The following is an 18,901-nucleotide window of genomic DNA, read 5'->3' on the forward strand; positions in this document are numbered from 1 at the left end:
TCCCGTTGCAGAGTAGAGCAAACTACCACTTCAATTGCTGCTGCTCCTGCCCCTCCCGAAACAGCAGAGTTTGTTTCTGGCCATTGGCCTCCAGATTTACAACGTTCATCTGGTCAGGAAATACATCAAGCATTAGTTTGTGGCGCAGCGTAACTTCTGGTACTGGCCTAGGCAGCTTGGCGGTGAAGTATACCCAGTGAGAGTCATGCTCATGTTGAATGCCAACGAGGGTGAGGGGCAGTACCTCGCCGGGCTTGGTGCTGAACTCTAAGGAGCGCCGGACTAGCTGCGTGACCAGCGTGTTTACCTGCTCTTTGGGTGATTTATCCAGGCTGATACCCTTTGCCTGGCCTACGGATAAGGCTTTCTCGAAATCATCACTGAACAGCTTGAGCGCAATTTCCAGCTGCAGCTTCTGCGGGTTGTAACGCAACTCCATAATGCTGGCGTGGTAAGCGTGGGCCCAGGCCGCCAGGCTCAGCAGCAGCACCACCGGAAGCAACAAGAATATTTGACGGAACATAGAGGGAAGTAGAACTGAAAGTAGCGGAATACACAGGACCTTCCTGCACCAGCCGCAGCCGCTCCAGTAGAACGACTATCGTGCCAGCGTAAGAAGGTCCGGGGAAAATTAGTTTCCAGAAGGGAGCGGTAAGCTACCCTAGCTGTATACTGGCCTAGAAGTGAAAAATGGTTTTGAACAGGCCATTGCCGAGTACAAACACCATCAGCATCAGAATGAGCGCCATACCTACTTTTTGAGCGCCTTCCAAGAACTTATCAGAGGGTTTGCGGCCGGCAATCATTTCGTAGAGCAGGAAGATAACGTGGCCACCATCAAGCGCCGGAATAGGCAGCAGGTTCATGAAGGCCAGTACCATGGAAAGCATACCAGTGAGCGTCCAGAAGCGCAGCCAATCCCATTTGCCACCGTATTGCTGGGCAATTTCAATGGGGCCACCCAACGATTTCCGCAGCGAAGCCTGACCGCTGAAGATTTTGCCGAACGCCTTCATTTGGGTGGTTACCACACCAAATGCCTGCTTGGTACCCGCCGGAACAGACTCAACCAAGCCATAGTGGCGAGTGGCATAATTGAGCAACGACTTCGGCTTAAAACCAATTTTGCCGTCGTCGTCTACCTCAACGGTTAACGAAACGGGCTGACCACCGCGCTCTACTTGTACTACCGTGGGCTTACCGGCATGATCTTTCAGCGCCTTCTGCAGCTCCGGGAAGAACTGAATCTTCTGGCCAGCTACCTGCATCACCCGGTCGTTGGGCTGCAGGCCCGCTTTGGCAGCGGGGCTGTTGCTTACCACTTCATCCACCACAAAGGGGTCGAGGGGGAGCACAAAAGCGGCCTGGCCTTCATCAGAAAGGCGGTCCATGAAGTTGTTGGGCACGGGGATGTCCACAATCTGCCCGCTACGATCAACGGTGTAGTAGGCATTGTCGCCGAGCACTACCTCGGGGCTATACACATCGTTGAACTCAGTGAAGGGGCGGCCATTAATCTTTACGATTTTGTCGCCGTTCTGGAAGCCTATCTCTTTTCCTAGCTCGTTGGGCACTATGCCATAGCGCACCTCAGAGGCGGGCAGGTAGCTCTCCCCGTACTTAAATGTCAGGAGAGAGAAAATCACGATTCCCGTGATGACGTTCATGATGATGCCACCCAGCATCACGATGAGGCGCTGCCAGGCTGGCTTAGCCCGAAACTCGTTGGGCTGAGGCTCGGCGGCCAAGGCTTCGGCATCCTGGGTTTCATCGATCATGCCGTGAATGGCCACGTAGCCACCCAGCGGAAACCAGCCGAGGCCGTACTCCGTCTCCCCAATCTTTTTCTTGAAGAGGGCGAAGTTCATTACGCCCGGCAGCGGAAACAGGAAGTCGAAGAAGATGTAAAACTTATCGACCCGGATCTTGAAATATTTGGCGGCCGCAAAGTGTCCGAACTCGTGCAGGCCAACCAGTATGGAAAGGCCCAGCAGCATTTGCCCGGCCATGATTAATCCTTCCAACAGATGAAGTAATTAGGTGATGAGGTAATAAGGTAAGCAGCTATGCACCCAGGCATCTGCACCGAAAGTAAGTAGAACAAACAACGCACCGAAAGGCTTACGCGTGCCCTAAGCAGAACATTTCGGCCAGGGTGTCAGACCTGACCTACCAGCTCCTGCGCAATCCGGCGCGTTTCGTGGTCGGTTTGCACGTAGTCGTCGAGGCTTGGAGCGGCAAGGTACGAAACCCGGGCGAGGCTGGTTTCTACCACATCCGACATTTGCAGGAACCCAATTTCGTCGCGCAGGAAGGCGGCAACGGCTATTTCGTTGGCCGCATTGAGCACGCAGGGCGCGTTGCCAGCGCGGCCCATTGCCTCAAACGCCAGGGCCAGGTTGCGGAACGCGGTGGTATCAGCTTGCTCAAAGGTGAGCTGAGGATAGTCGAGGAAGGAAAAGCGCGGAAACGTATTAGGCAGCCGCTGCGGATAGCCTAGGGCGTACTGAATGGGCAGCTTCATATCGGGGAGGCCTAGCTGAGCTTTTAAAGAGCCATCCTCAAACTGCACCAGGGAGTGAATGATGCTCTGGGGGTGTACCACTACATCAATCTGCTCATTACGCAGCCCGAAGAGCCACTTGGCCTCAATCACCTCCAAGCCTTTGTTCATGAGGGACGCGGAATCGATGGTGATTTTGGCGCCCATGTCCCAGTTGGGGTGCTTGAGCGCTTGGGCCTTAGTCACCTGAGCCAGCTGCTCGCGGCTGCGGCCCCGGAACGGGCCACCGGAGGCGGTGAGAATAATCTTCTCAATGAGGTTCTGCTCCTCCCCCACCAGGCACTGGAAAATGGCGGAGTGTTCTGAGTCGACGGGGTACAGGCCTACACCGTACTCCTTTACCAGTTCAGTAATTAGCTGCCCCGCCACTACCAAGGTTTCCTTATTAGCGAGAGCAATGGTTTTGCCGGCCCGGATGGCGCGCACCGTGGGCAACAGGCCCGCGTAGCCCACCATGGCGGTTAGCACTACATCAACATCGTCGCGGCCAGCTACGTCGGCGAGGGCGGCGGATCCGGCCAGCACTTCGGTTTCGGGTTGCGAGGCCAGGGCAGCTTTTACGGTTTTGTATTTAGCTTCGTCGCCGATAACTACGGCGGCGGGCCGAAACTCCTGGGCTTGCTGGATGAGCAGCTCGGCGTTGGAGTGGGCCGAGAGGGCCGTGACGGTGAATTTGCCGGGCTGGCTGCGGATTACATCGAGGGCTTGGGTACCGATGGAGCCGGTGGAGCCGAGCAGAGTTACGCGCTTAGGAAAGGAATCAGGCATACGGGAATGGGAACTACCTCAAACAAAGGTAGTGCAATGCGGGCGGCATTTTCTGGCGGTTGCAGTCAGGTTTTAGGAAGTATGTTTACGATGAGGAAGAGAAAACCTAACGGCCCAATAAACAGCAATACCGATAGCCACCTCTCCCGCCAGGATGGAATGTATCCCCCAGCTTTGCCCTTCCATCCGCCCCGGCCCATTGACACGACAGGCATTAACTCTCCGCTAGGATATTTTGGGAAGAGTAACCAAAGCAACACCCGGAGCCAGCCCAGGTACAGGAGCGGAAAAAAGAATATTACCTCGTCTTTCAATGGTGCTGCTGGCCAAGAAGCCAATAGACAACAGAAGCCAAATAGAGCCGCTACCAGTGCGTACTCCTTGAAATAGTTGCCATCAATAAGCCGTTGAGTCGCTGCCCATAGTATTGCCCAGGCAAAGAGCCCAGCATTAAAATCTTTTGCAAGACCTGCAGCACCGTTCTGCTTTAGGGCTTCAGAAAAGCAAGTCAGGATGAGAAGCAGAAACAGCACTACCGCTGGCCAAATCAACGCTTGTCGGTTGGGCCGTAAGCCAATTGGTTTCGGTTTATGCTTCTTGCCGGTCTTCTTTTTGGTGGTGCCCACTACTGTATTTCATGAATTTTGACAGGTTTTCCGTTAAATACTACCTGCTCTCCTGCCCGCCTGCCTGCCAGCGCAGCCGCAACTGGCGCGGCCGGCGATACGGCGAAGTAGTCTAGGCCACCTACCGTGAGCTTGTCGGCGCTAATGCTGATGTAGAAGTGGCCTAGACTCGTCTGGACGAGAGCCCCGGGACGCACAGTGTCACAGGGAAGTTCAGGGTTGATGCGAGCCAACTCTCCGTGTAGCTGCTGGGCCTGGCGGAGTTGGATGGTGTTTCGATCACGCTCATTCTGGGCCATAGCGCGGCCGGTTTCGTACTTGTCGCCGGCGCTGCTCTTGGTTTCGGAGTTAGCCGACTCCTGCGCCGCTTGAATGGCCGCCTGGCAGGCATCTATGCGCTCCTGCACGTAGGCCAGGCAGGCGGCGTGGAGTTGAGATTTAACTAGCTGGTCTGGGCCTGCCATAGTATTTCAGAATCGTTATCGACTTGCCAAGATAGTAAGAGGTGGCCTAGGCGGTTGATGGAAGCTATTTCTGCTGGTATAGAAAACTCTAAACGCTGTCGGTCTGGTTCGATCAATTTATTATCAACTGTCACTCGCAAAGCGGTATGGCCATACCCATCGTAACAATATACTTGCAACTTGATGTAACCATCAGATGAAGCGACATTACCGGCTTCAAACTCTGCACTTGATGTAATGGCTCGTGGGAAACTGATCAGCTCTTGACCGAAACTCTTCCACACGTCTTCGTCATCAAAAAAGGTAATTTGAGTCGCTAGGATTCCCCTAGTAATCTCAACGGAGAACGTGCAATAACCACAATCATGCTCATCTACTCTCGCACTAAATCGAATGTTGCCCTCTTTCATTCTTTGCCAATTGGATTGCAGACTCAACCAAACCTATTTCAGCACCACATTTACCAGCACCGTGAAGTGGTCGGAAGGATAGAGCCCACGCATAGAATCGGTTAATACCGCATAGTCCAATACATCGAATTGCTTGCTCACAAATACGTAGTCAATCCGGTCTTGCAGCGGGGCATCGAGCTTGAAACCCTGAAACGTACCTACCGGGCCATAGGGTGGCTGCTTGGTAACCTGGAAAGCGTCTTGTAGCAGCGCCTGCATGGTTTTGATCTGCTCGGTACTAGGGATGGAGTTGAAGTCCCCGACACAGATTACGGGCGCATTCTTGGCAATTTCCTGGATCTTCTGCGCCATCAGCTTACCTGACTGGCGGCGGGCCTTCACACCTTCGTGGTCGAAGTGGACGCTGAAGAAGTAGAACTCCCGCTTCGTCTTCAGGTCCTGGAATTTGGCCCAAGTGCAAATTCGGTTGCAGCAGGTGGCATCCCACCCTTTGGAGGGCTTATCGGGAGTTTGGCTCAGCCAGAAGTCGCCGGTTTGCAGCATTTTCAGGCGGCTTTTCTTATAGAAAATGGCCGAATGCTCGCCGGCCTCCTTGCCATCGTCGCGGCCGTGGCCTACGAATGTGTACTCAGGCAGCTCGGCTACATCATTGAGCTGGCCCCGGAACCCTTCCTGAGTACCGAATACATCAAAGTTGTGGTAACGTACCAGGTTCTTGACCATTTCCTTGCGGTTAGGCCAGGCGTTTTGCCCGTCGCTTGCTACGTTGAGGCGCAGATTGTAGGTGGCCACCCGCAGGGGTTTAGTGACCTCTTGCGCCTTCAGCGTATAGTTTAAGAACAACCCGCTCAGAAGTAGGAAAAGAAAATGACGCATAAGAAAGCAGCGTAATGTAGACTCTGTGATGACTGATTTAGCGTAGAGTGAGCCCTACGATACAAAACACAGCTGTTCCTAATAAAGACCCGATTATTGGACCTGCCGCTAGCACTTTAGCAGCCTTCCCTAGTTCGACAGAGGTAACAAGCTTAATTTTCAGGAGCGCAAGATTTACAAGCCACCACATAACAGACCCGATTAATCCAATCATAGCAAAGCCATAGAAGCGCCAGCCAAATGTAGACCAGAGTGATTCCTGTAGAAGTAGTTTATGTTGTTCTGCATTACCCAAAAAGAAGAAGGTAGCATACAAGCCACTAAATACAGCAAGCAGCCCTGATACAAACAGATTTACTCTAGTCATCATTTCCGGAATTTAACCCCTCAGCCACTGCCCTGTCATTACTCAACCGTGGCACCTTGTTCTGGCCGCCCAGCTTGCCCAGGCTTTTCATGTAGCGCTGGAAGGCCCCGGTTGGCAGGGGCGTAAGCTGCAGCGGCGCGAGAATGTTGCCGGCCAGCAAGTCGTCGTAGTACGTATTGCGGCGGCGTAGGCCAGTATCGAGGGCGGCGGCAAAGGCGGCAGCATCGTGAGGTGGCCTAGCGAATTCAACCAGCCACTCGTGGCGGGATGGCACGGCCGGGTCGTCGCTGACGCGGGGCGCTACCGTGAATTCCACTACCTCTACCTCGGGGTGCTGTTTCATGGCTTCGCGCAAAGTCTGCTCCACTTCTTCGCCGATAACATGTTCCCCAAAAGCCGATAGGAAGTGCTTGATACGGCCCGACACTACCACCCGGAACGGATACTTCTGCGTGAAGCGCACCGTGTCGCCGATGCTGTAGCCCCAGAGGCCGGCGTTGGAGTTGAGCACCAGGGCATACTGCTTGTCTAGCTCCACTTCGGCCAGCGTGAGGCGGGGCGGATTAGGCTCGAAGAACCGCTCGGCCGGAATAAACTCGAAAAAGATGCCCGCATTAAGCAAGAGCAGCATACCGGGGTTACCGGGCTCATCCTGGAAGGCCAGGAACCCCTCAGATGCCGGAAACAACTCAATGCTGTCTACTGGCCTACCAATGGTGTCGAATAGCTTTTTGCGATAGGGCTCGAAGTTTACACCGCCGTACACGAACAAATCAAACTGCGGAAACACCTCGCCCACTGGCCGACCGGTGCGCGCCACAATTCTATCGAAATACATCTGTACCCACGGCGGAATGCCGGAAATCAGGCTCATGGGCTGGGGCAGCGTTTCCTCCACAATACGGTCGAGCTTGGTTTCCCAGTCCTCAATAATGTTCGTCTGGTAGCTGGGCATCTGGTTGCGGCGCAGGTAGCCCGGCACATGATGGTTCACGATGCCTGAGAGCCGACCGGTATGAATTCCGCCCACCGTTTCCAGCTCCGGGGAGCCCGACAGGAACATCAGCTTGCCATCCAGGAAGCGGCTTTTGCCGGTTTTATGCACGTAATGCAGCAGCGCATCACGGGCACCGTTAATATGATTGGGGATGCTGTCTCGGGTGAGCGGAATGTATTTGGCGCCGCTGGTGGTACCGCTGGTTTTGGCCAGGTAAAGTGGCCTACCGGGCCACAGCACATCGGCCTCGCCGGCTTTCACCCGGTTGAAATAAGGGCTTAGAGCCTCATAGTCGCGAACGGGCACGTGGGCGGCCAGGTCCTGGGCAGTTTGGGCACCTGCCAGGTTATGGTCGCGGCCGAAGGCACTGCGGGCTCCCTTGGCCAGCAGCCCTTTCAACACGCGCTGCTGCGTGCCAACGGGGTCTTGCTGCCAGTGGGCGTACTGCCGGGCAATGTAGGCGGCTACCGGCCGACTCAGAGTAGATGTAAGACCCATGGCGAAGGTGAGGTTGTGGAGGTGCGAAGTTGTGAAGGTTTCTGCTTACTCGCCTTCGCGGGTGAGCCAAAGGTATACTACTACCAAATTACCCGGAATCACCCTAAGTTTATCCTTTCATCAGCTTCTCCCGTAACAAACTCACCAGTTCACTTTCACAACTTCACTTGATCTTATGATAAACCAACGTGGCAATGCCGTTTGGAACGGCGACATTAAAGGCAGCGGCGAAATTTCTACGCAAAGCGGCACCGTACAAGCGCCCTACTCAGTAGGCGCTCGATTTGAGGGCCAGAAGGGCACCAACCCCGAAGAATTGATTGGCGCGGCCCACGCCGGCTGCTACACCATGTTCCTGACCGGGCAGCTCACTAAGGCCGGGGCGCAGGTAAAGCAAATTCGGACGGAGTCGAAGGTGACGCTGGATACTTCGGGGGAGATTCCGAAGGTGGTAAAGATCAGCCTGACTACGGAAGGCGAAGTGGAAGGTATCACGCAGGAAGAGTTTCAGAAGCAGGCCGAGAATGCGAAGGAGCACTGCCCTATTTCGCAACTACTCAGCGCCGTGCCAGAAATGGAGCTGGCCTCAGCCACGCTGAAGTAGCAGCCCTAAACGGCCGTAGGCGCAGGCTCAGCAATCTGAATTTGCTTGCTCAGCGTACGTAGTGGTATCTGAGTTCCTTCGGTTCAGCAACTATTCGCTTATTTTGCGGGCTCAAGCGACATCACTGCGCCTTTATGCCTCCAGCTTCTACTCGAATTCGTCTCCAGCCTGCCAATAACTCCCGGATTCCCTTCTGGGGTCAACTGTTCATTGGCTTTCTCTGGATTGCGTACACCCTGTCCCTGATTTTCACTGACAGCGGCCTGAACGACCTGCATTTCCTGCACTATGTATTTCTGGCCTTCAGCCTGATTTATGTGGGCTATGTGCTGGTGCACAATGCGCCCGTGTTTGGCACGCAGAGCTACCTGGAGTTTACGCCCGCCTACATTGTACACAAGGATGGGCTGTTTCGCCCGAAGCAGGCATTTCCCGCTGAAGATATCTCGGCCCTGGAGCTGGTACCCCAACAGCTGCGCGTGCAACTCAAAGAGGGCGGTACGTATGCCCTGAGCCTGCGGCAGGTAAAGGGCACCAAGCGGAAGCGAGCCTTGCGCGAGCAAATTCGCACCTTCGCCAGCAAGCATAACATTCCTCTCCGCGACACTCAGGCACCGGCCTAAGTGGCCTACAGCTATTAGCAGTACAATAAAAAGCCCGCTCCTGTTTAGGAGCGGGCTTTTTATTGTACTGCTGAACGAAGTGAGGAATCTGGAAAGTGGCCTAGCAGCTAGCTCAGATTCCTCATTTCGTTCGGGTTAACAGTTATAGTTCAGCTATTTGCCCGCGAATTTCTTCCGAAGCTCCTGGATGGTGGAGCGGAAGCTTTTGTCGGAGTCGATCAGGTCGGAAACCGTTTGTACCGAGTGGATGACGGTGCTGTGGTCGCGGCCGCCAAAGTGGTGCCCGATGCTTTTCAGGGAGTGGCTGGTGTGCTCTTTGGCAAAGTACATGGCCACTTGGCGAGCAGTAACTACTTCCTTCTTGCGGGTTTTAGCTTTCAGCAGATCCAGGGGCACTCCAAAGTACTCAGCGCAGGTTTTCTGAATGAAGTCCAGGTTCACCTCGGCCTCTACCTCCTCAATGATGTGCCGGAGGGCCTGCTTAGCCATTTCTAGGTCAATCTCGCGGCGGTTGAGGCTCGACTGCGCCACCAGCGAAATCAACACGCCTTCCAGCTCCCGCACGTTGGTGTTTACGGAGTGCGCCAGGTACTCCACCACCTGCGGCGGGATGTCGATGCCATCCTGCTGCATTTTGTTCTGGATGATGGCCATGCGCGTCTCAAAGTCGGGGCTTTGCAGGTCAGCGGTCAGGCCCCACTTAAAGCGCGACAACAAGCGGTCCTCCAGGCCTACCAGGTCGCGGGGTGGCCTATCAGAGGTCATCACGATTTGCTTGCCAGCCTGGTGGAGGTGGTTGAAGATGTGGAAGAACATCTCCTGGGTCTTATCCTTGCCCGACAGGAACTGCACGTCGTCCAGAATCAGGATATCCACCAGCAGGTAGAAGTTCGCGAAGTCCTGCACCGCGTTGGAGCGCAGGCTCTCAATAAACTGGTTCGTGAACTTCTCCGCCGAAACGTAGAGCACAAACTTATCGGCGTTGGTGGCTTTGATGTGGTTGCCAATGGCCTGCACCAAGTGCGTTTTGCCCAGCCCTACCCCACCGTAAATCATCAGGGGGTTAAAGGAAGTGGTGCCGGGCTTGTTAGCCACGGCCAGCCCCGCCGAGCGCGACAACCGGTTACAGTCGCCCTCAATGTAGTTCTCGAAGGTGTAGCTGTGGTTGAGCTGGGAGTTGAGGTAGTTCCGGTCAATGGCTTTGCTGGCCTCAAAGGGGTTGCGCAGCGTAGCCGGCTGAGCTGGTTGCGCTGCAGCAGCAGCCACGTTGCGCGCCGACGACGACATGGGCCCCGTGGCCAAGGCCGCCGCGGGCGTAGCTACCGGCGCCGGGCCAGCGGCCTTGTGCGAGGTGGGCAGGTTGAGCGTACGCGGCTTGGTTTGGGCGTTGCCCTGGTCTACTACAATAGAGTATTCCAGTCGGCCTTCGGGGCCCAGCTCCTGGTAGATAGCTTTCTTAAGCACATCCACATAATGCTCCTCCAGCCATTCATAAAAAAACTGGCTGGGGACCTGAATGATTAAAACATTCTTGTGGAGCTGTACCGGGACGATGGGTTGGAACCACGTCTTGAAGCTCTGCTCACCAATGTTTGCCTTGATGACGCGAAGACAGTTGACCCATACGGTTCGGCAATCCTTCAGCATCAATTAAATAGGGCAGCAGCAACAGGTGCAAGGTGAGGAGAACAGGAAACAACGGTACGCCAAAAACAGGCCCGTTTTTTCAAGAGGGAGACAAAAATGTGGAAAAGTCAGGAGACAAAAAAACGCTCCTGCCTCTTGCTTTTTACGCCTCTCGCACAGGCATGACCGAGGCAGCCGCTACGGCCGGCCGGCGCGAACCCCGCTCGAAAGAATAATCTAAACGGCCGAGGTTAATCCCCGACCAGCCTACCTGATTAATCAGGGTCTGGTGGCCGTTTGCACCGGCTACAACGTCGGGCTTCTCAAGAAAGGTATGGGTATGCCCGCCCAAGATCAGGTCAATACCGGGGGCGCCGGCCGCCAACTTAAAGTCATCAATTTTGGGGCCTTGGTACTTGTAGCCCAGGTGCGAGAGGCAAATTACCATGTCGCACTTCTCGGGGCCGCGGAGTTGCTTCACCATATCGTTGGCCACCGTGATGGGGTCGAGGTACTTCGTGTCGCCAAAGTTTTTGTCGGCTACCAGGCCAGCCAGCTCAATGCCTATACCAAACACTCCCACCCGGATTCCCTGCTTCTCAAACACCTTGTAGGGTTTGAACTTGCCCGCCAGCGGGGTAGCCGAGAAATCGTAGTTGGCAATCAGGAAGGGGAAGGTGGCGTTGGGCAGCTGCTTCTGCAGTCCCTCCAGGCCATTATCGAAGTCGTGGTTGCCGAGGGTGCTAGCATCGTACTTCATCTGCGACATGAGCTTGTACTCTACCTCGCCCATGAAGAAGTTGAAGTAGGGCGTGCCCTGCCAGATGTCGCCGGAATCCAGGAGCAGCACGTTGGGCTCCTCTTTGCGTACCTGCTCAATAAGGGTAGCACGGCGCGCCATGCCGCCCATGCCCGCCCATTGCGCCGCATTGTCGGGGAAGGGCTCAATGCGGGAGTGCATGTCGTTGGTGTGCAGAATAGTAAGGCGGGTAGCCTTGTTATCGGCGGCAGCAGCGGGCAGGCTCACGCCCATTAAGGCTACGCTGGCGGCCCCCAGGCCAGTATGTTTCAGAAATTCGCGACGATCCACGGGATAGATTTCTTGAGATGCTGATTTGCTGATGTACTGATGAACGGCTGGAGCAGAAGGTAGCTCCTGCTTCTGCCGGCATCGGCACTTACTTCACGCGGCCCTCTAATTTCGCCTCAATGGGCAAGCCCTGCTTGGTCCGCTCCCGAATGGCCTCAATGAAGGCGCTCCGCAGCAGCACATTGGTGTGCCGGAACTTGATGGGCTTAAAGAATACCATGTTGTCGCCACCGCTGGCTAGGTAGTCGGATATGGCAACGGTGTACGTGCGAGCCAGGTCCAGCGGCTGTCCGTTGATGCGCACATTCTCGGGCTTGCCTTCAGGTGAAACCGTGTAGAAAGCGCCCGAAATTGGCATTTTAGCTTTGGCAGCGTAGTTAAACAGCTCCTGCACCACGGGGCCGGGCGCGTCTACCACTACCAGCTCATTCTCAAACGGCATCAACTCAAAAATAGAGCCTACCGTAACGGGGCCCGCCGGGATGGGTGCCCGTAGGCCACCATTCGACATGACCCCTAAGTCAACGGGCTGCCCAATTTCTTTGCTGGCCCGCATGCGCTGGATATCGGCGGTGAAGTTGGAGAGCGGCGACTCGCCATTATTCTTCGTGATGGCCACGGGAGCCGTACCAATCACTTCCGTCATTTGTGAAGTTACGCGCTGCCGATAGGGCTCAATGGTGGCGGCGGCCGTAGGGTCGTCGGGGATGGATTTACCGACGGGCAGGCCCGTAACGGGTGCCAGCTGGGCCTTAGGCTGATAGGTGGCGCGCTGGCAGGCAGGCGCCAGGGCCACGGCCGTTAGCAGGCCCAGGGCCGCTACACGAGAACGAAGGAAGTGCATCAGGTCTGAGAGGAAATGGAAAGCGGACCGCAAAGATACAGCACCCGCGCGGGAGTTGCGCGGCCCCGGGTACGCGCCCGGCCAGAAGTGACGCTGAAAATGAGGCCGTGAGTTAGTGGGCCGCGAAGCAGCGCGTTATCCGGAGGCTGCGCACCTAGCCTAGGCCATCCGGAAGGCGCTAAGCCCACCCAGCAGAACTACGCCAGCTACAGGCAAGCTCCGCACGGCAAATACCGTGCGGGTGAATCGGGAAGCTGAAGATCCTAAACTGATACTTACCCCCACATCATCTAAATAAAGCGGCTGCCCGTTTATGACCCCGAAACGGTATCTTTAGCCCGCTTTCCTTCGCCTGATTTACCACCCCACCCCGCCAACTTATGGCCGATACCCCCCGCTCTGCCCCGGTTTCTTTTTCTGAGTTTGAAGCCGTCACTACGACGCAGTGGCAGGAGCGCATTCGCCGCGACCTGAAAGGCCAGGACCCGGCTACGCTCTCCTGGCTTACGCCCGATGGTTTCACCGTTGAGCCTTTTTACCATCAGGAGGCTTTACAGGCCCTTGGCGGAGCCCCCACGCCCTTGGTACGCACGGCGCCCACCTGGCGCAACGTGCCTACGTACAGCGTGCCGGCTCACGACCGGGGCCATAAAGCCATTGACCGGGCCGCTGAAGGGCTGGCGCGCGGTGCTGAAGGCGCCCACTTTCTGCTCTCGAATGCCGGAACCTTTGATGTGCATTATTTGCAGCAGAAGCTGCCGCTGGACGGCACCTACGTGGGCTACTCCATGCGCAGTGGCCTAGGCGAGCTGGTGAAGCAGTTGCAGGAGCTGCAGGTTACCCCGCGCGGTTTTTTTGTGCTTGACCCCATCACCTGTCACACCCCTGATATACCGGGCCAGCTGACTGAGCTACGCTCGGCGCTGGCGGCCTGCCAAGCGTGGCCCGAAGTGCACATGGTAGGCATCAACTCCGCGTATTACGCCAACCGCGGCGCCACCGTAACACAGCAAATTGCGTTTGCGCTCAGCACTGCTGCCACTTACCTGAGCGAGCTGCCCAAGGAGGCGCTTACCGCAGAAACTGTAGCCCGTGCCTTGCACCTGCACGTAGGCGTAAACCCCAACTACTTCTTTGAAATTGCCAAGCTGCGCGCCCTGCGCCGCCTGTTTGCCACGCTGCTGCAAGCCTACGGTGTAGCCGCTGAAGTTGCGCAGCAGCTACCCATCCTCGCCAGTACCTCTTCCTGGAGCCAGACCACCCTCGATCCGCACACCAACCTGCTGCGCGTGACCACTGAGGCCATGAGCGCCGTGCTGGGCGGAGCCACCGCCGTGAGCGTAGGCCAGTTTGATAGTCTGTTTCATGAGCCGAATGAGTTTTCGGAGCGCCTGGCCCGTAACCTGCCTATTCTACTGCGCGAAGAAGCGTACCTCGACCGGGTGCAGGACCCGGCGGCCGGCTCCTATTACCTCGAAACCCTCACCGACCAGCTGGCCCACCAAGCCTGGACGTTGTTCCAGAAAATTGAGGCGCAGGGTGGCCTACCGGGCGCTACGGGCCTGGTATTGCAGGAGCTGCACGCTTCTGCTCAGGCGCAGTTCCGGCGCATTGCCAACGGCGAGCAGGTAGTAGTGGGTACCAACAAATTCCAGAACCCCAACGAGCAGTTCGACTACAACCCCAAGCGCCTGTTGCGCAGCCGGGAGTTTGACAGCACCCGTGCTGCCTACCCCACGGAGGTGCTGCGCCTGGCTACGGCCATGCACTTCGACCGCCGTGAGCGGAAGAAGAAACGCTCGGCAGTGGTACTACTGGGGGCGCACACCAACCAGCACATTCTGGAGTCGTTTCTGTTAACGCTGCCGGAAACGGAGCGCCCGGAGCTGCGCAATGCCCACCCCGAAGGCACTCTCTCGCTGCTGTTTTCTTCGGCGGAAGAGGCCATTCTGATGTACGCCACGCCTGAGCAATACGGGCGCCTGGCTCGGGCCATCAATCACATTCCCATTGATGAGCCTGATTTTATTCCGCCTGCTCTGCTGACGGCTGATTTGCCCACTATGCAGGAAGCTATCCGCGTGTTTGGCTTTCAGGAGTTCACTGTACAAGGTTACAGCACCGAAGACGTATTGGCCCGCTTACAGGGGAAGAAGTAACTAAAACACCGTCATGCTGAGCGCAGTCGAACCGAAGGTCGCCGCAGGCAAGCATCTCTACTGCGTCATTGCAGAGGCTTAGGCCAGTGATTAGCCAGCGGTAGAGATGCTTCGACAAGCGGACGCCAGATCAAGCATGACAGACACCCACCCGACTCCAGATGAAACCCGATTTCTCTCAAATACCTTACGACGCCGCTAAGCTGAGCGCGCCGCCCATCAATCCCACTCAAACCAGCACCCCCGAAGGGATTCCGCTCAAGAATTTCTACACGGCGCAGGATGTGACTGGCCTAGGCCACCTCGGGTTCGGGGCGGGGCAGGCGCCGTACCTGCGCGGGCCCTACGCCACCATGTACGTGCAAAACCCCTGGACTATCCGGCAGTACGCGGGCTTCAGCACGGCCGAGGAATCCAACGCCTTCTACCGCCGCAATCTGGCGGGCGGGCAGAAGGGACTTTCGGTGGCGTTTGACCTGGCGACGCACCGGGGGTACGACTCCGACCACCCGCGCGTGGTGGGCGACGTGGGCAAGGCCGGCGTGGCCATTGACTCGGTGGAGGACATGAAGATTCTCTTCGACCAGATTCCGCTGGATCAGATGTCGGTGAGCATGACCATGAACGGGGCGGTGCTGCCGGTGCTGGCCTTTTACATTGTGGCGGCCGAGGAGCAGGGTGTAACACCCGAGAAGCTGGCGGGAACCATTCAGAACGATATTCTGAAGGAGTTCATGGTGCGCAACACCTACATCTACCCGCCCCTGCCGAGTATGCGCATCATTGCGGATATCTTCAGCTACACGGCGCAGCACATGCCCAAGTTCAACAGCATCAGCATCTCGGGCTACCACATGCAGGAAGCCGGAGCCACGGCCGATATTGAACTGGCCTACACCCTCGCCGACGGTTTAGAGTACGTGCGCGCCGGCCTCGCGGCGGGCATGACCATTGATCAGTTTGCCCCGCGCCTGTCGTTTTTCTGGGCCATTGGCATGAACCACTTCATGGAAATTGCCAAGATGCGCGCCGGCCGCCTGCTGTGGGCCAAGCTCATCAAGCAGTTTGATCCGCAGAACCCCAAGAGCCTAGCCCTGCGCACGCACTGCCAGACCTCGGGCTACTCGCTCACCGAGCAGGACCCCTTCAACAACGTGGCCCGCACCGCCATTGAGGCCATGGCCGCGGCCCTGGGCGGCACCCAGAGTCTGCACACCAACGCCCTCGACGAGGCTATTGCCCTGCCCACCGACTTCTCGGCCCGCATTGCGCGCAACACCCAGCTCTACCTCCAGCACGAAACCGACATTACCCGCGTAGTTGACCCCTGGGGCGGCTCGTACTACGTGGAAACCCTCACCCACGAGCTGGCCGACAAAGCCTGGGCCCTGATTCAGGAAGTGGAGGAGCTGGGCGGCATGGCCAAAGCCATTGAGACTGGCCTGCCGAAGATGCGCATTGAGGAAGCCTCGGCCCGCAAGCAGGCCCGCATCGACTCGGGCAAGGAAATAGTGGTGGGCGTGAACAAGTACCGCCCCAGCGAGGAGCAAAAGATTGACGTGCTCGACATCGACAACGCCGCCGTGCGCGAGTCGCAGATTGCGCGCCTGAACCAGATACGGGCGGAGCGCGATGGCGCCGCCGTGCAGCAGGCCCTGGACGACCTCACGGAAGCGGCCCGCTCCGGCAACGAGAACCTGCTGGCCCTGGCCGTGAAAGCGGCTCGCCTGCGTGCTACGCTAGGGGAAATTTCCGATGCCCTGGAGAAGGTATACGGCCGCCACCAGGCCACTATTCGCGCCATTTCGGGCGTGTATTCTGCCGAGATGAACTACGACGAGGAATTCGCGAAGGCCCGCCAGGCCGCCGACGACTTTGCCGCCAAGGAAGGCCGCCGCCCCCGCATGATGGTGGCCAAAATGGGCCAGGATGGCCACGACCGGGGCTCCAAGATTATTGCCACCTCCTTCGCCGATGTGGGCTTCGACGTGGATATTGCGCCCTTGTTCCAAACCCCCGACGAAGTAGCCCGCCAGGCCGCCGAGAACGACGTGCACGTGGTGGGCGTGAGCAGCCTCGCCGCCGGCCACAAAACCCTGATTCCGCAGCTCATCGAGGAGCTCCGGCAGCTCGGCCGCGAAGACATCCTCGTCATTGCCGGCGGCGTCATCCCCGCCCAGGACTACGATTTCCTCTACAACGCTGGCGTAGTTGGCGTGTACGGCCCAGGAACCGTTATTGCCGTAGCCGCGCAGGAGATCTTGGAGAAGCTAGGAGAGTAACCAATATTTATGTAAATATTAAGCAAATGAATAAGAACAGATGGATAATATACACTGTAGCAACAGGCATAATACCTTTGGTGTTAAGATTTTTTTATTTCTTGTTTTTTAAGAAATTGGATGCAGATTTTGTCTTTAACGAGGGAGATTTATCAGCATTTGGCCTAATGCTAAACGTAAGTAATATCAATGAACTTGATGGAAATAACTTAGTTGACGAAATATGGAAGAAACAAAAAATTGGATACTCAACTTTATTAATAATAGTATTTTCATCTTTATACGGCATTTCTCTTGCACTGAACGAACTCACCAATAAGAATGAAGTTAATTCAAATAATATCAAAGGCGTATTAATATTTTTATGCATATCAGCACTAATTTTTAGTTATTCTATATACAAGCATCTTGACACAATTAACAAGAGCGCGTCATGATATATCAATTAGAGCATTTCGGCGTTGCACTAGGTGTTTTGACAGGTTTATTTATAATAATAACAAGCATAAAGTCATTAATAAATACCAGAAATAAATTTTATAATGATTTTTTAGAAAATAGAAAGAAATTTCCTTCAATAAAAAACAAAAACAATGAAAAGCATTAAGTCTTTTATTTATCTTGATGAATACAAAATGTATTCTATATCGTCTCAAATATTTGAGGGCATAACAGAATCTATTCTTAAAACCGAAAGCAACAGTTCTGAGCAAGATACTTCACAGAAGGGACCAATGGCTAGTGGCAGAGTAATGGCAGATATCATCAGCGCTAGTTATAAAAATACTGAAAAAAGGTATCTGCATGATTATGCTTATAATATTTTTGAATCGAAAATATATGAAAATCAAGAGGTATTAGATGTAAATAATGACAGCATATCTAGCTTTGAGCAAGATATACACAAAACTAAATTTATAAAAATAACAGGGCGATCAGTCTTAAACGACACCAAAGCTGTACACGAACTGATACATTATTTCAAATTATTACATTACGGACTTGATTACATTAGCAAAGGAGGAGCAAATATAAAGTCTGAAAAAAAAACAGGCTATATCACAATCAAAATCAGTTAATGACAGAAACAAGAAAGCATTATTGCAAGATATTATCAATAAGAAGGCAACTCAATTATTGGAAGGACTAGGATCATCACTTGATGATGAATACATGCATCACTTGGAGTTCATTATAAAAGAAATGTATAAAGATCAACTATTGTTTCAAATAGTATTATCAGATGTCTATGAGCAAAAGCTATTTAGTGCTTCTCTAAATAGAAATTATCTAAAAGAAGACATTAATACTTTAATTCATAAATATTCAAGAGAAACAGAAAAAGAATTGACACTCTTCGGAATTGTCACTCAATCAGGCAATAACGACGAAAAAGTATTGCAGTTTATAGACGACAAAATAAATGATCCTAATCAAAAAACAGGAATGCGAGAAGCTATGATGAATATGATATCTCATATGACTGGAATAGATGCTACTTTAACAGGCAGACTAGGATACGAATTTGTCATTGATCCTATAGCTATATATTATCAACTATAAATACAATACATCTAAAGAATATATTGACTAAAAAGTATGCGCATCAATGAAATAGACCAAGAAGACGCGGATATTGATTGGTTTGCTACGGATAGCAACGGCTATATCCTGCACGTGGCTTCCGGCGGCGGGATACTGCCCGAATCGGTGGCGGCTTCTCAGGAGGCGCTGCTGGAGCTGCATCAGTATTTCCTGACGCGGCCGGCTGGCGGTTCGGCGGAGGCGGTGCAGCTGGAAGTGGGAGCCGATGAGAGCAGCTACCCCGGCGCGGCGCGCTATGCTCAGCGGGGCCTGTTCTCCTTTGCCAAGGCGCGCCTCCACGAGCGGGCCGATTCGCGGTATTACGTGGTGGCTAGGCCAGCCCAGCCGCTCACGGTGGCGGAACTGCCGGAGCGCATTGCCGCGCTGCTCCAGAAAACCTGGCTGCTCGGCTCGGTGGCCGACCTGACTACCCTGAACGTTTCTAGCATACCATAGAAGCGGAATAGCTAACAGAACGTCGTGTCGAGCTTGCCGAGACATCTCGCGTGCACCGTTG

The 18,901-nt window shown here is 54.8% G+C and carries 18 protein-coding genes; 7 read left to right on the forward strand and 11 right to left on the reverse strand.

Going from position 1 to position 18,901, the window contains the following annotated elements; all coding sequences use genetic code 11:
• Positions 1 to 22 precede the first annotated feature (22 nt).
• The 8 genes from HMJ29_RS02195 to HMJ29_RS02230 all read right to left on the reverse strand — a co-directional run bounded on the left by HMJ29_RS02195 (position 23) and on the right by HMJ29_RS02230 (position 7,572).
• Positions 23 to 523 (reverse strand): DUF6702 family protein, encoded by a 501-nt coding sequence (locus HMJ29_RS02195; protein WP_171589947.1) that lies wholly within the window; start codon positions 521 to 523, stop codon positions 23 to 25.
• A 154-nt stretch (positions 524 to 677) separates the two neighbouring features.
• Positions 678 to 2,024, reverse strand: coding sequence for an RIP metalloprotease RseP (gene rseP, locus HMJ29_RS02200; RefSeq protein WP_244678715.1), 1,347 nt, complete (start codon positions 2,022 to 2,024; stop codon positions 678 to 680).
• Positions 2,025 to 2,158: 134 nt separating this feature from the next.
• Positions 2,159 to 3,331: a 1-deoxy-D-xylulose-5-phosphate reductoisomerase gene (locus HMJ29_RS02205; protein ID WP_171589948.1), complete on the reverse strand. Its 1,173-nt coding sequence runs from the start codon at positions 3,329 to 3,331 to the stop codon at positions 2,159 to 2,161.
• A gap of 65 nt (positions 3,332 to 3,396) precedes the next feature.
• Positions 3,397 to 3,957: a hypothetical protein gene (locus tag HMJ29_RS02210; RefSeq protein ID WP_171589949.1), complete on the reverse strand. Its 561-nt coding sequence runs from the start codon at positions 3,955 to 3,957 to the stop codon at positions 3,397 to 3,399.
• Entirely contained in the window at positions 3,957 to 4,421 is a 465-nt protein-coding gene (locus HMJ29_RS02215) for a 3-oxoacyl-ACP synthase (protein WP_171589950.1), read from the reverse strand. Before HMJ29_RS02215 ends, HMJ29_RS02210 begins: the two co-directional genes overlap by 1 nt.
• The gene (locus HMJ29_RS02220; RefSeq protein WP_171589951.1) at positions 4,400 to 4,831 is read right to left on the reverse strand and encodes a hypothetical protein; all 432 of its coding nucleotides are present in this window, start codon (positions 4,829 to 4,831) and stop codon (positions 4,400 to 4,402) included. The genes HMJ29_RS02215 and HMJ29_RS02220 overlap by 22 nt, the downstream gene beginning before the upstream one ends.
• Before the next feature lie 33 nt (positions 4,832 to 4,864).
• Positions 4,865 to 5,710 (reverse strand): endonuclease/exonuclease/phosphatase family protein, encoded by an 846-nt coding sequence (locus HMJ29_RS02225; protein WP_171589952.1) that lies wholly within the window; start codon positions 5,708 to 5,710, stop codon positions 4,865 to 4,867.
• A 359-nt stretch (positions 5,711 to 6,069) separates the two neighbouring features.
• The gene (locus HMJ29_RS02230; protein ID WP_171589953.1) at positions 6,070 to 7,572 is read right to left on the reverse strand and encodes a GH3 auxin-responsive promoter family protein; all 1,503 of its coding nucleotides are present in this window, start codon (positions 7,570 to 7,572) and stop codon (positions 6,070 to 6,072) included.
• 175 nt (positions 7,573 to 7,747) lie between these two features.
• Here HMJ29_RS02230 and HMJ29_RS02235 point away from each other — a divergent pair, with 175 nt between their 5' ends.
• Together HMJ29_RS02235 and HMJ29_RS02240 are read left to right on the forward strand one after the other, a co-directional pair.
• Positions 7,748 to 8,176, forward strand: coding sequence for an OsmC family peroxiredoxin (locus HMJ29_RS02235; RefSeq protein WP_171589954.1), 429 nt, complete (start codon positions 7,748 to 7,750; stop codon positions 8,174 to 8,176).
• A gap of 134 nt (positions 8,177 to 8,310) precedes the next feature.
• Positions 8,311 to 8,799: a hypothetical protein gene (locus HMJ29_RS02240; protein ID WP_171589955.1), complete on the forward strand. Its 489-nt coding sequence runs from the start codon at positions 8,311 to 8,313 to the stop codon at positions 8,797 to 8,799.
• 153 nt (positions 8,800 to 8,952) lie between these two features.
• On the opposite strand, the gene dnaA is transcribed toward HMJ29_RS02240, so the two are convergent.
• From dnaA to HMJ29_RS02255, 3 genes are all read right to left on the reverse strand, one after another.
• Positions 8,953 to 10,446, reverse strand: coding sequence for a chromosomal replication initiator protein DnaA (gene dnaA / locus HMJ29_RS02245; RefSeq protein WP_171589956.1), 1,494 nt, complete (start codon positions 10,444 to 10,446; stop codon positions 8,953 to 8,955).
• A gap of 142 nt (positions 10,447 to 10,588) precedes the next feature.
• Positions 10,589 to 11,515, reverse strand: a complete 927-nt coding sequence (locus tag HMJ29_RS02250; protein ID WP_171589957.1) for a bifunctional metallophosphatase/5'-nucleotidase — start codon at positions 11,513 to 11,515, stop codon at positions 10,589 to 10,591.
• A gap of 88 nt (positions 11,516 to 11,603) precedes the next feature.
• Entirely contained in the window at positions 11,604 to 12,359 is a 756-nt protein-coding gene (locus HMJ29_RS02255) for a 5'-nucleotidase C-terminal domain-containing protein (protein ID WP_171589958.1), read from the reverse strand.
• 380 nt (positions 12,360 to 12,739) lie between these two features.
• Here HMJ29_RS02255 and HMJ29_RS02260 point away from each other — a divergent pair, with 380 nt between their 5' ends.
• The 5 genes from HMJ29_RS02260 to HMJ29_RS02280 all read left to right on the forward strand — a co-directional run bounded on the left by HMJ29_RS02260 (position 12,740) and on the right by HMJ29_RS02280 (position 18,840).
• Entirely contained in the window at positions 12,740 to 14,518 is a 1,779-nt protein-coding gene (locus tag HMJ29_RS02260) for a methylmalonyl-CoA mutase family protein (protein ID WP_171589959.1), read from the forward strand.
• Between the two features lie 161 nt (positions 14,519 to 14,679).
• Positions 14,680 to 16,800 carry a methylmalonyl-CoA mutase gene (gene scpA / locus HMJ29_RS02265; RefSeq protein ID WP_171589960.1) on the forward strand — a complete coding sequence of 707 codons (2,121 nt, stop codon included), beginning with the start codon at positions 14,680 to 14,682 and terminating at the stop codon, positions 16,798 to 16,800.
• Between the two features lie 593 nt (positions 16,801 to 17,393).
• A complete protein-coding gene (locus HMJ29_RS02270; protein WP_171589961.1) occupies positions 17,394 to 17,879 on the forward strand; it encodes a DUF6414 family protein in 486 nt (161 codons plus the stop codon).
• 22 nt (positions 17,880 to 17,901) lie between these two features.
• Complete coding sequence (locus HMJ29_RS02275; protein ID WP_171589962.1) at positions 17,902 to 18,363, forward strand: DUF6414 family protein; 462 nt, start codon at positions 17,902 to 17,904, stop codon at positions 18,361 to 18,363.
• 36 nt (positions 18,364 to 18,399) lie between these two features.
• Entirely contained in the window at positions 18,400 to 18,840 is a 441-nt protein-coding gene (locus HMJ29_RS02280; RefSeq protein ID WP_171589963.1) for a hypothetical protein, read from the forward strand.
• The last annotated feature ends 61 nt before the right edge of the window (positions 18,841 to 18,901 follow it).

The organism is Hymenobacter taeanensis, assembly GCF_013137895.1.
GTDB classification, from domain to species: Bacteria; Bacteroidota; Bacteroidia; order Cytophagales; family Hymenobacteraceae; genus Hymenobacter; species Hymenobacter taeanensis.

Excerpts from the sequence above, each read along its gene's own strand:
- HMJ29_RS02255 (WP_171589958.1), bottom strand. The coding sequence starts at position 12,359 with ATGCACTTCCTTCGTTCTCGTGTAGCGGCCCTGGGCCTGCTAACGGCC.
- HMJ29_RS02230 (WP_171589953.1), bottom strand. The coding sequence starts at position 7,572 with ATGGGTCTTACATCTACTCTGAGTCGGCCGGTAGCCGCCTACATTGCC.
- HMJ29_RS02270 (WP_171589961.1), top strand. The coding sequence starts at position 17,394 with ATGAAAAGCATTAAGTCTTTTATTTATCTTGATGAATACAAAATGTAT.
- HMJ29_RS02260 (WP_171589959.1), top strand. The coding sequence starts at position 12,740 with ATGGCCGATACCCCCCGCTCTGCCCCGGTTTCTTTTTCTGAGTTTGAA.
- scpA (WP_171589960.1), top strand. The coding sequence starts at position 14,680 with ATGAAACCCGATTTCTCTCAAATACCTTACGACGCCGCTAAGCTGAGC.
- HMJ29_RS02195 (WP_171589947.1), bottom strand. The coding sequence starts at position 523 with ATGTTCCGTCAAATATTCTTGTTGCTTCCGGTGGTGCTGCTGCTGAGC.
- HMJ29_RS02240 (WP_171589955.1), top strand. The coding sequence starts at position 8,311 with ATGCCTCCAGCTTCTACTCGAATTCGTCTCCAGCCTGCCAATAACTCC.
- HMJ29_RS02205 (WP_171589948.1), bottom strand. The coding sequence starts at position 3,331 with ATGCCTGATTCCTTTCCTAAGCGCGTAACTCTGCTCGGCTCCACCGGC.
- HMJ29_RS02235 (WP_171589954.1), top strand. The coding sequence starts at position 7,748 with ATGATAAACCAACGTGGCAATGCCGTTTGGAACGGCGACATTAAAGGC.
- HMJ29_RS02215 (WP_171589950.1), bottom strand. The coding sequence starts at position 4,421 with ATGGCAGGCCCAGACCAGCTAGTTAAATCTCAACTCCACGCCGCCTGC.
- dnaA (WP_171589956.1), bottom strand. The coding sequence starts at position 10,446 with ATGCTGAAGGATTGCCGAACCGTATGGGTCAACTGTCTTCGCGTCATC.
- HMJ29_RS02280 (WP_171589963.1), top strand. The coding sequence starts at position 18,400 with ATGCGCATCAATGAAATAGACCAAGAAGACGCGGATATTGATTGGTTT.
- HMJ29_RS02225 (WP_171589952.1), bottom strand. The coding sequence starts at position 5,710 with ATGCGTCATTTTCTTTTCCTACTTCTGAGCGGGTTGTTCTTAAACTAT.
- HMJ29_RS02220 (WP_171589951.1), bottom strand. The coding sequence starts at position 4,831 with ATGAAAGAGGGCAACATTCGATTTAGTGCGAGAGTAGATGAGCATGAT.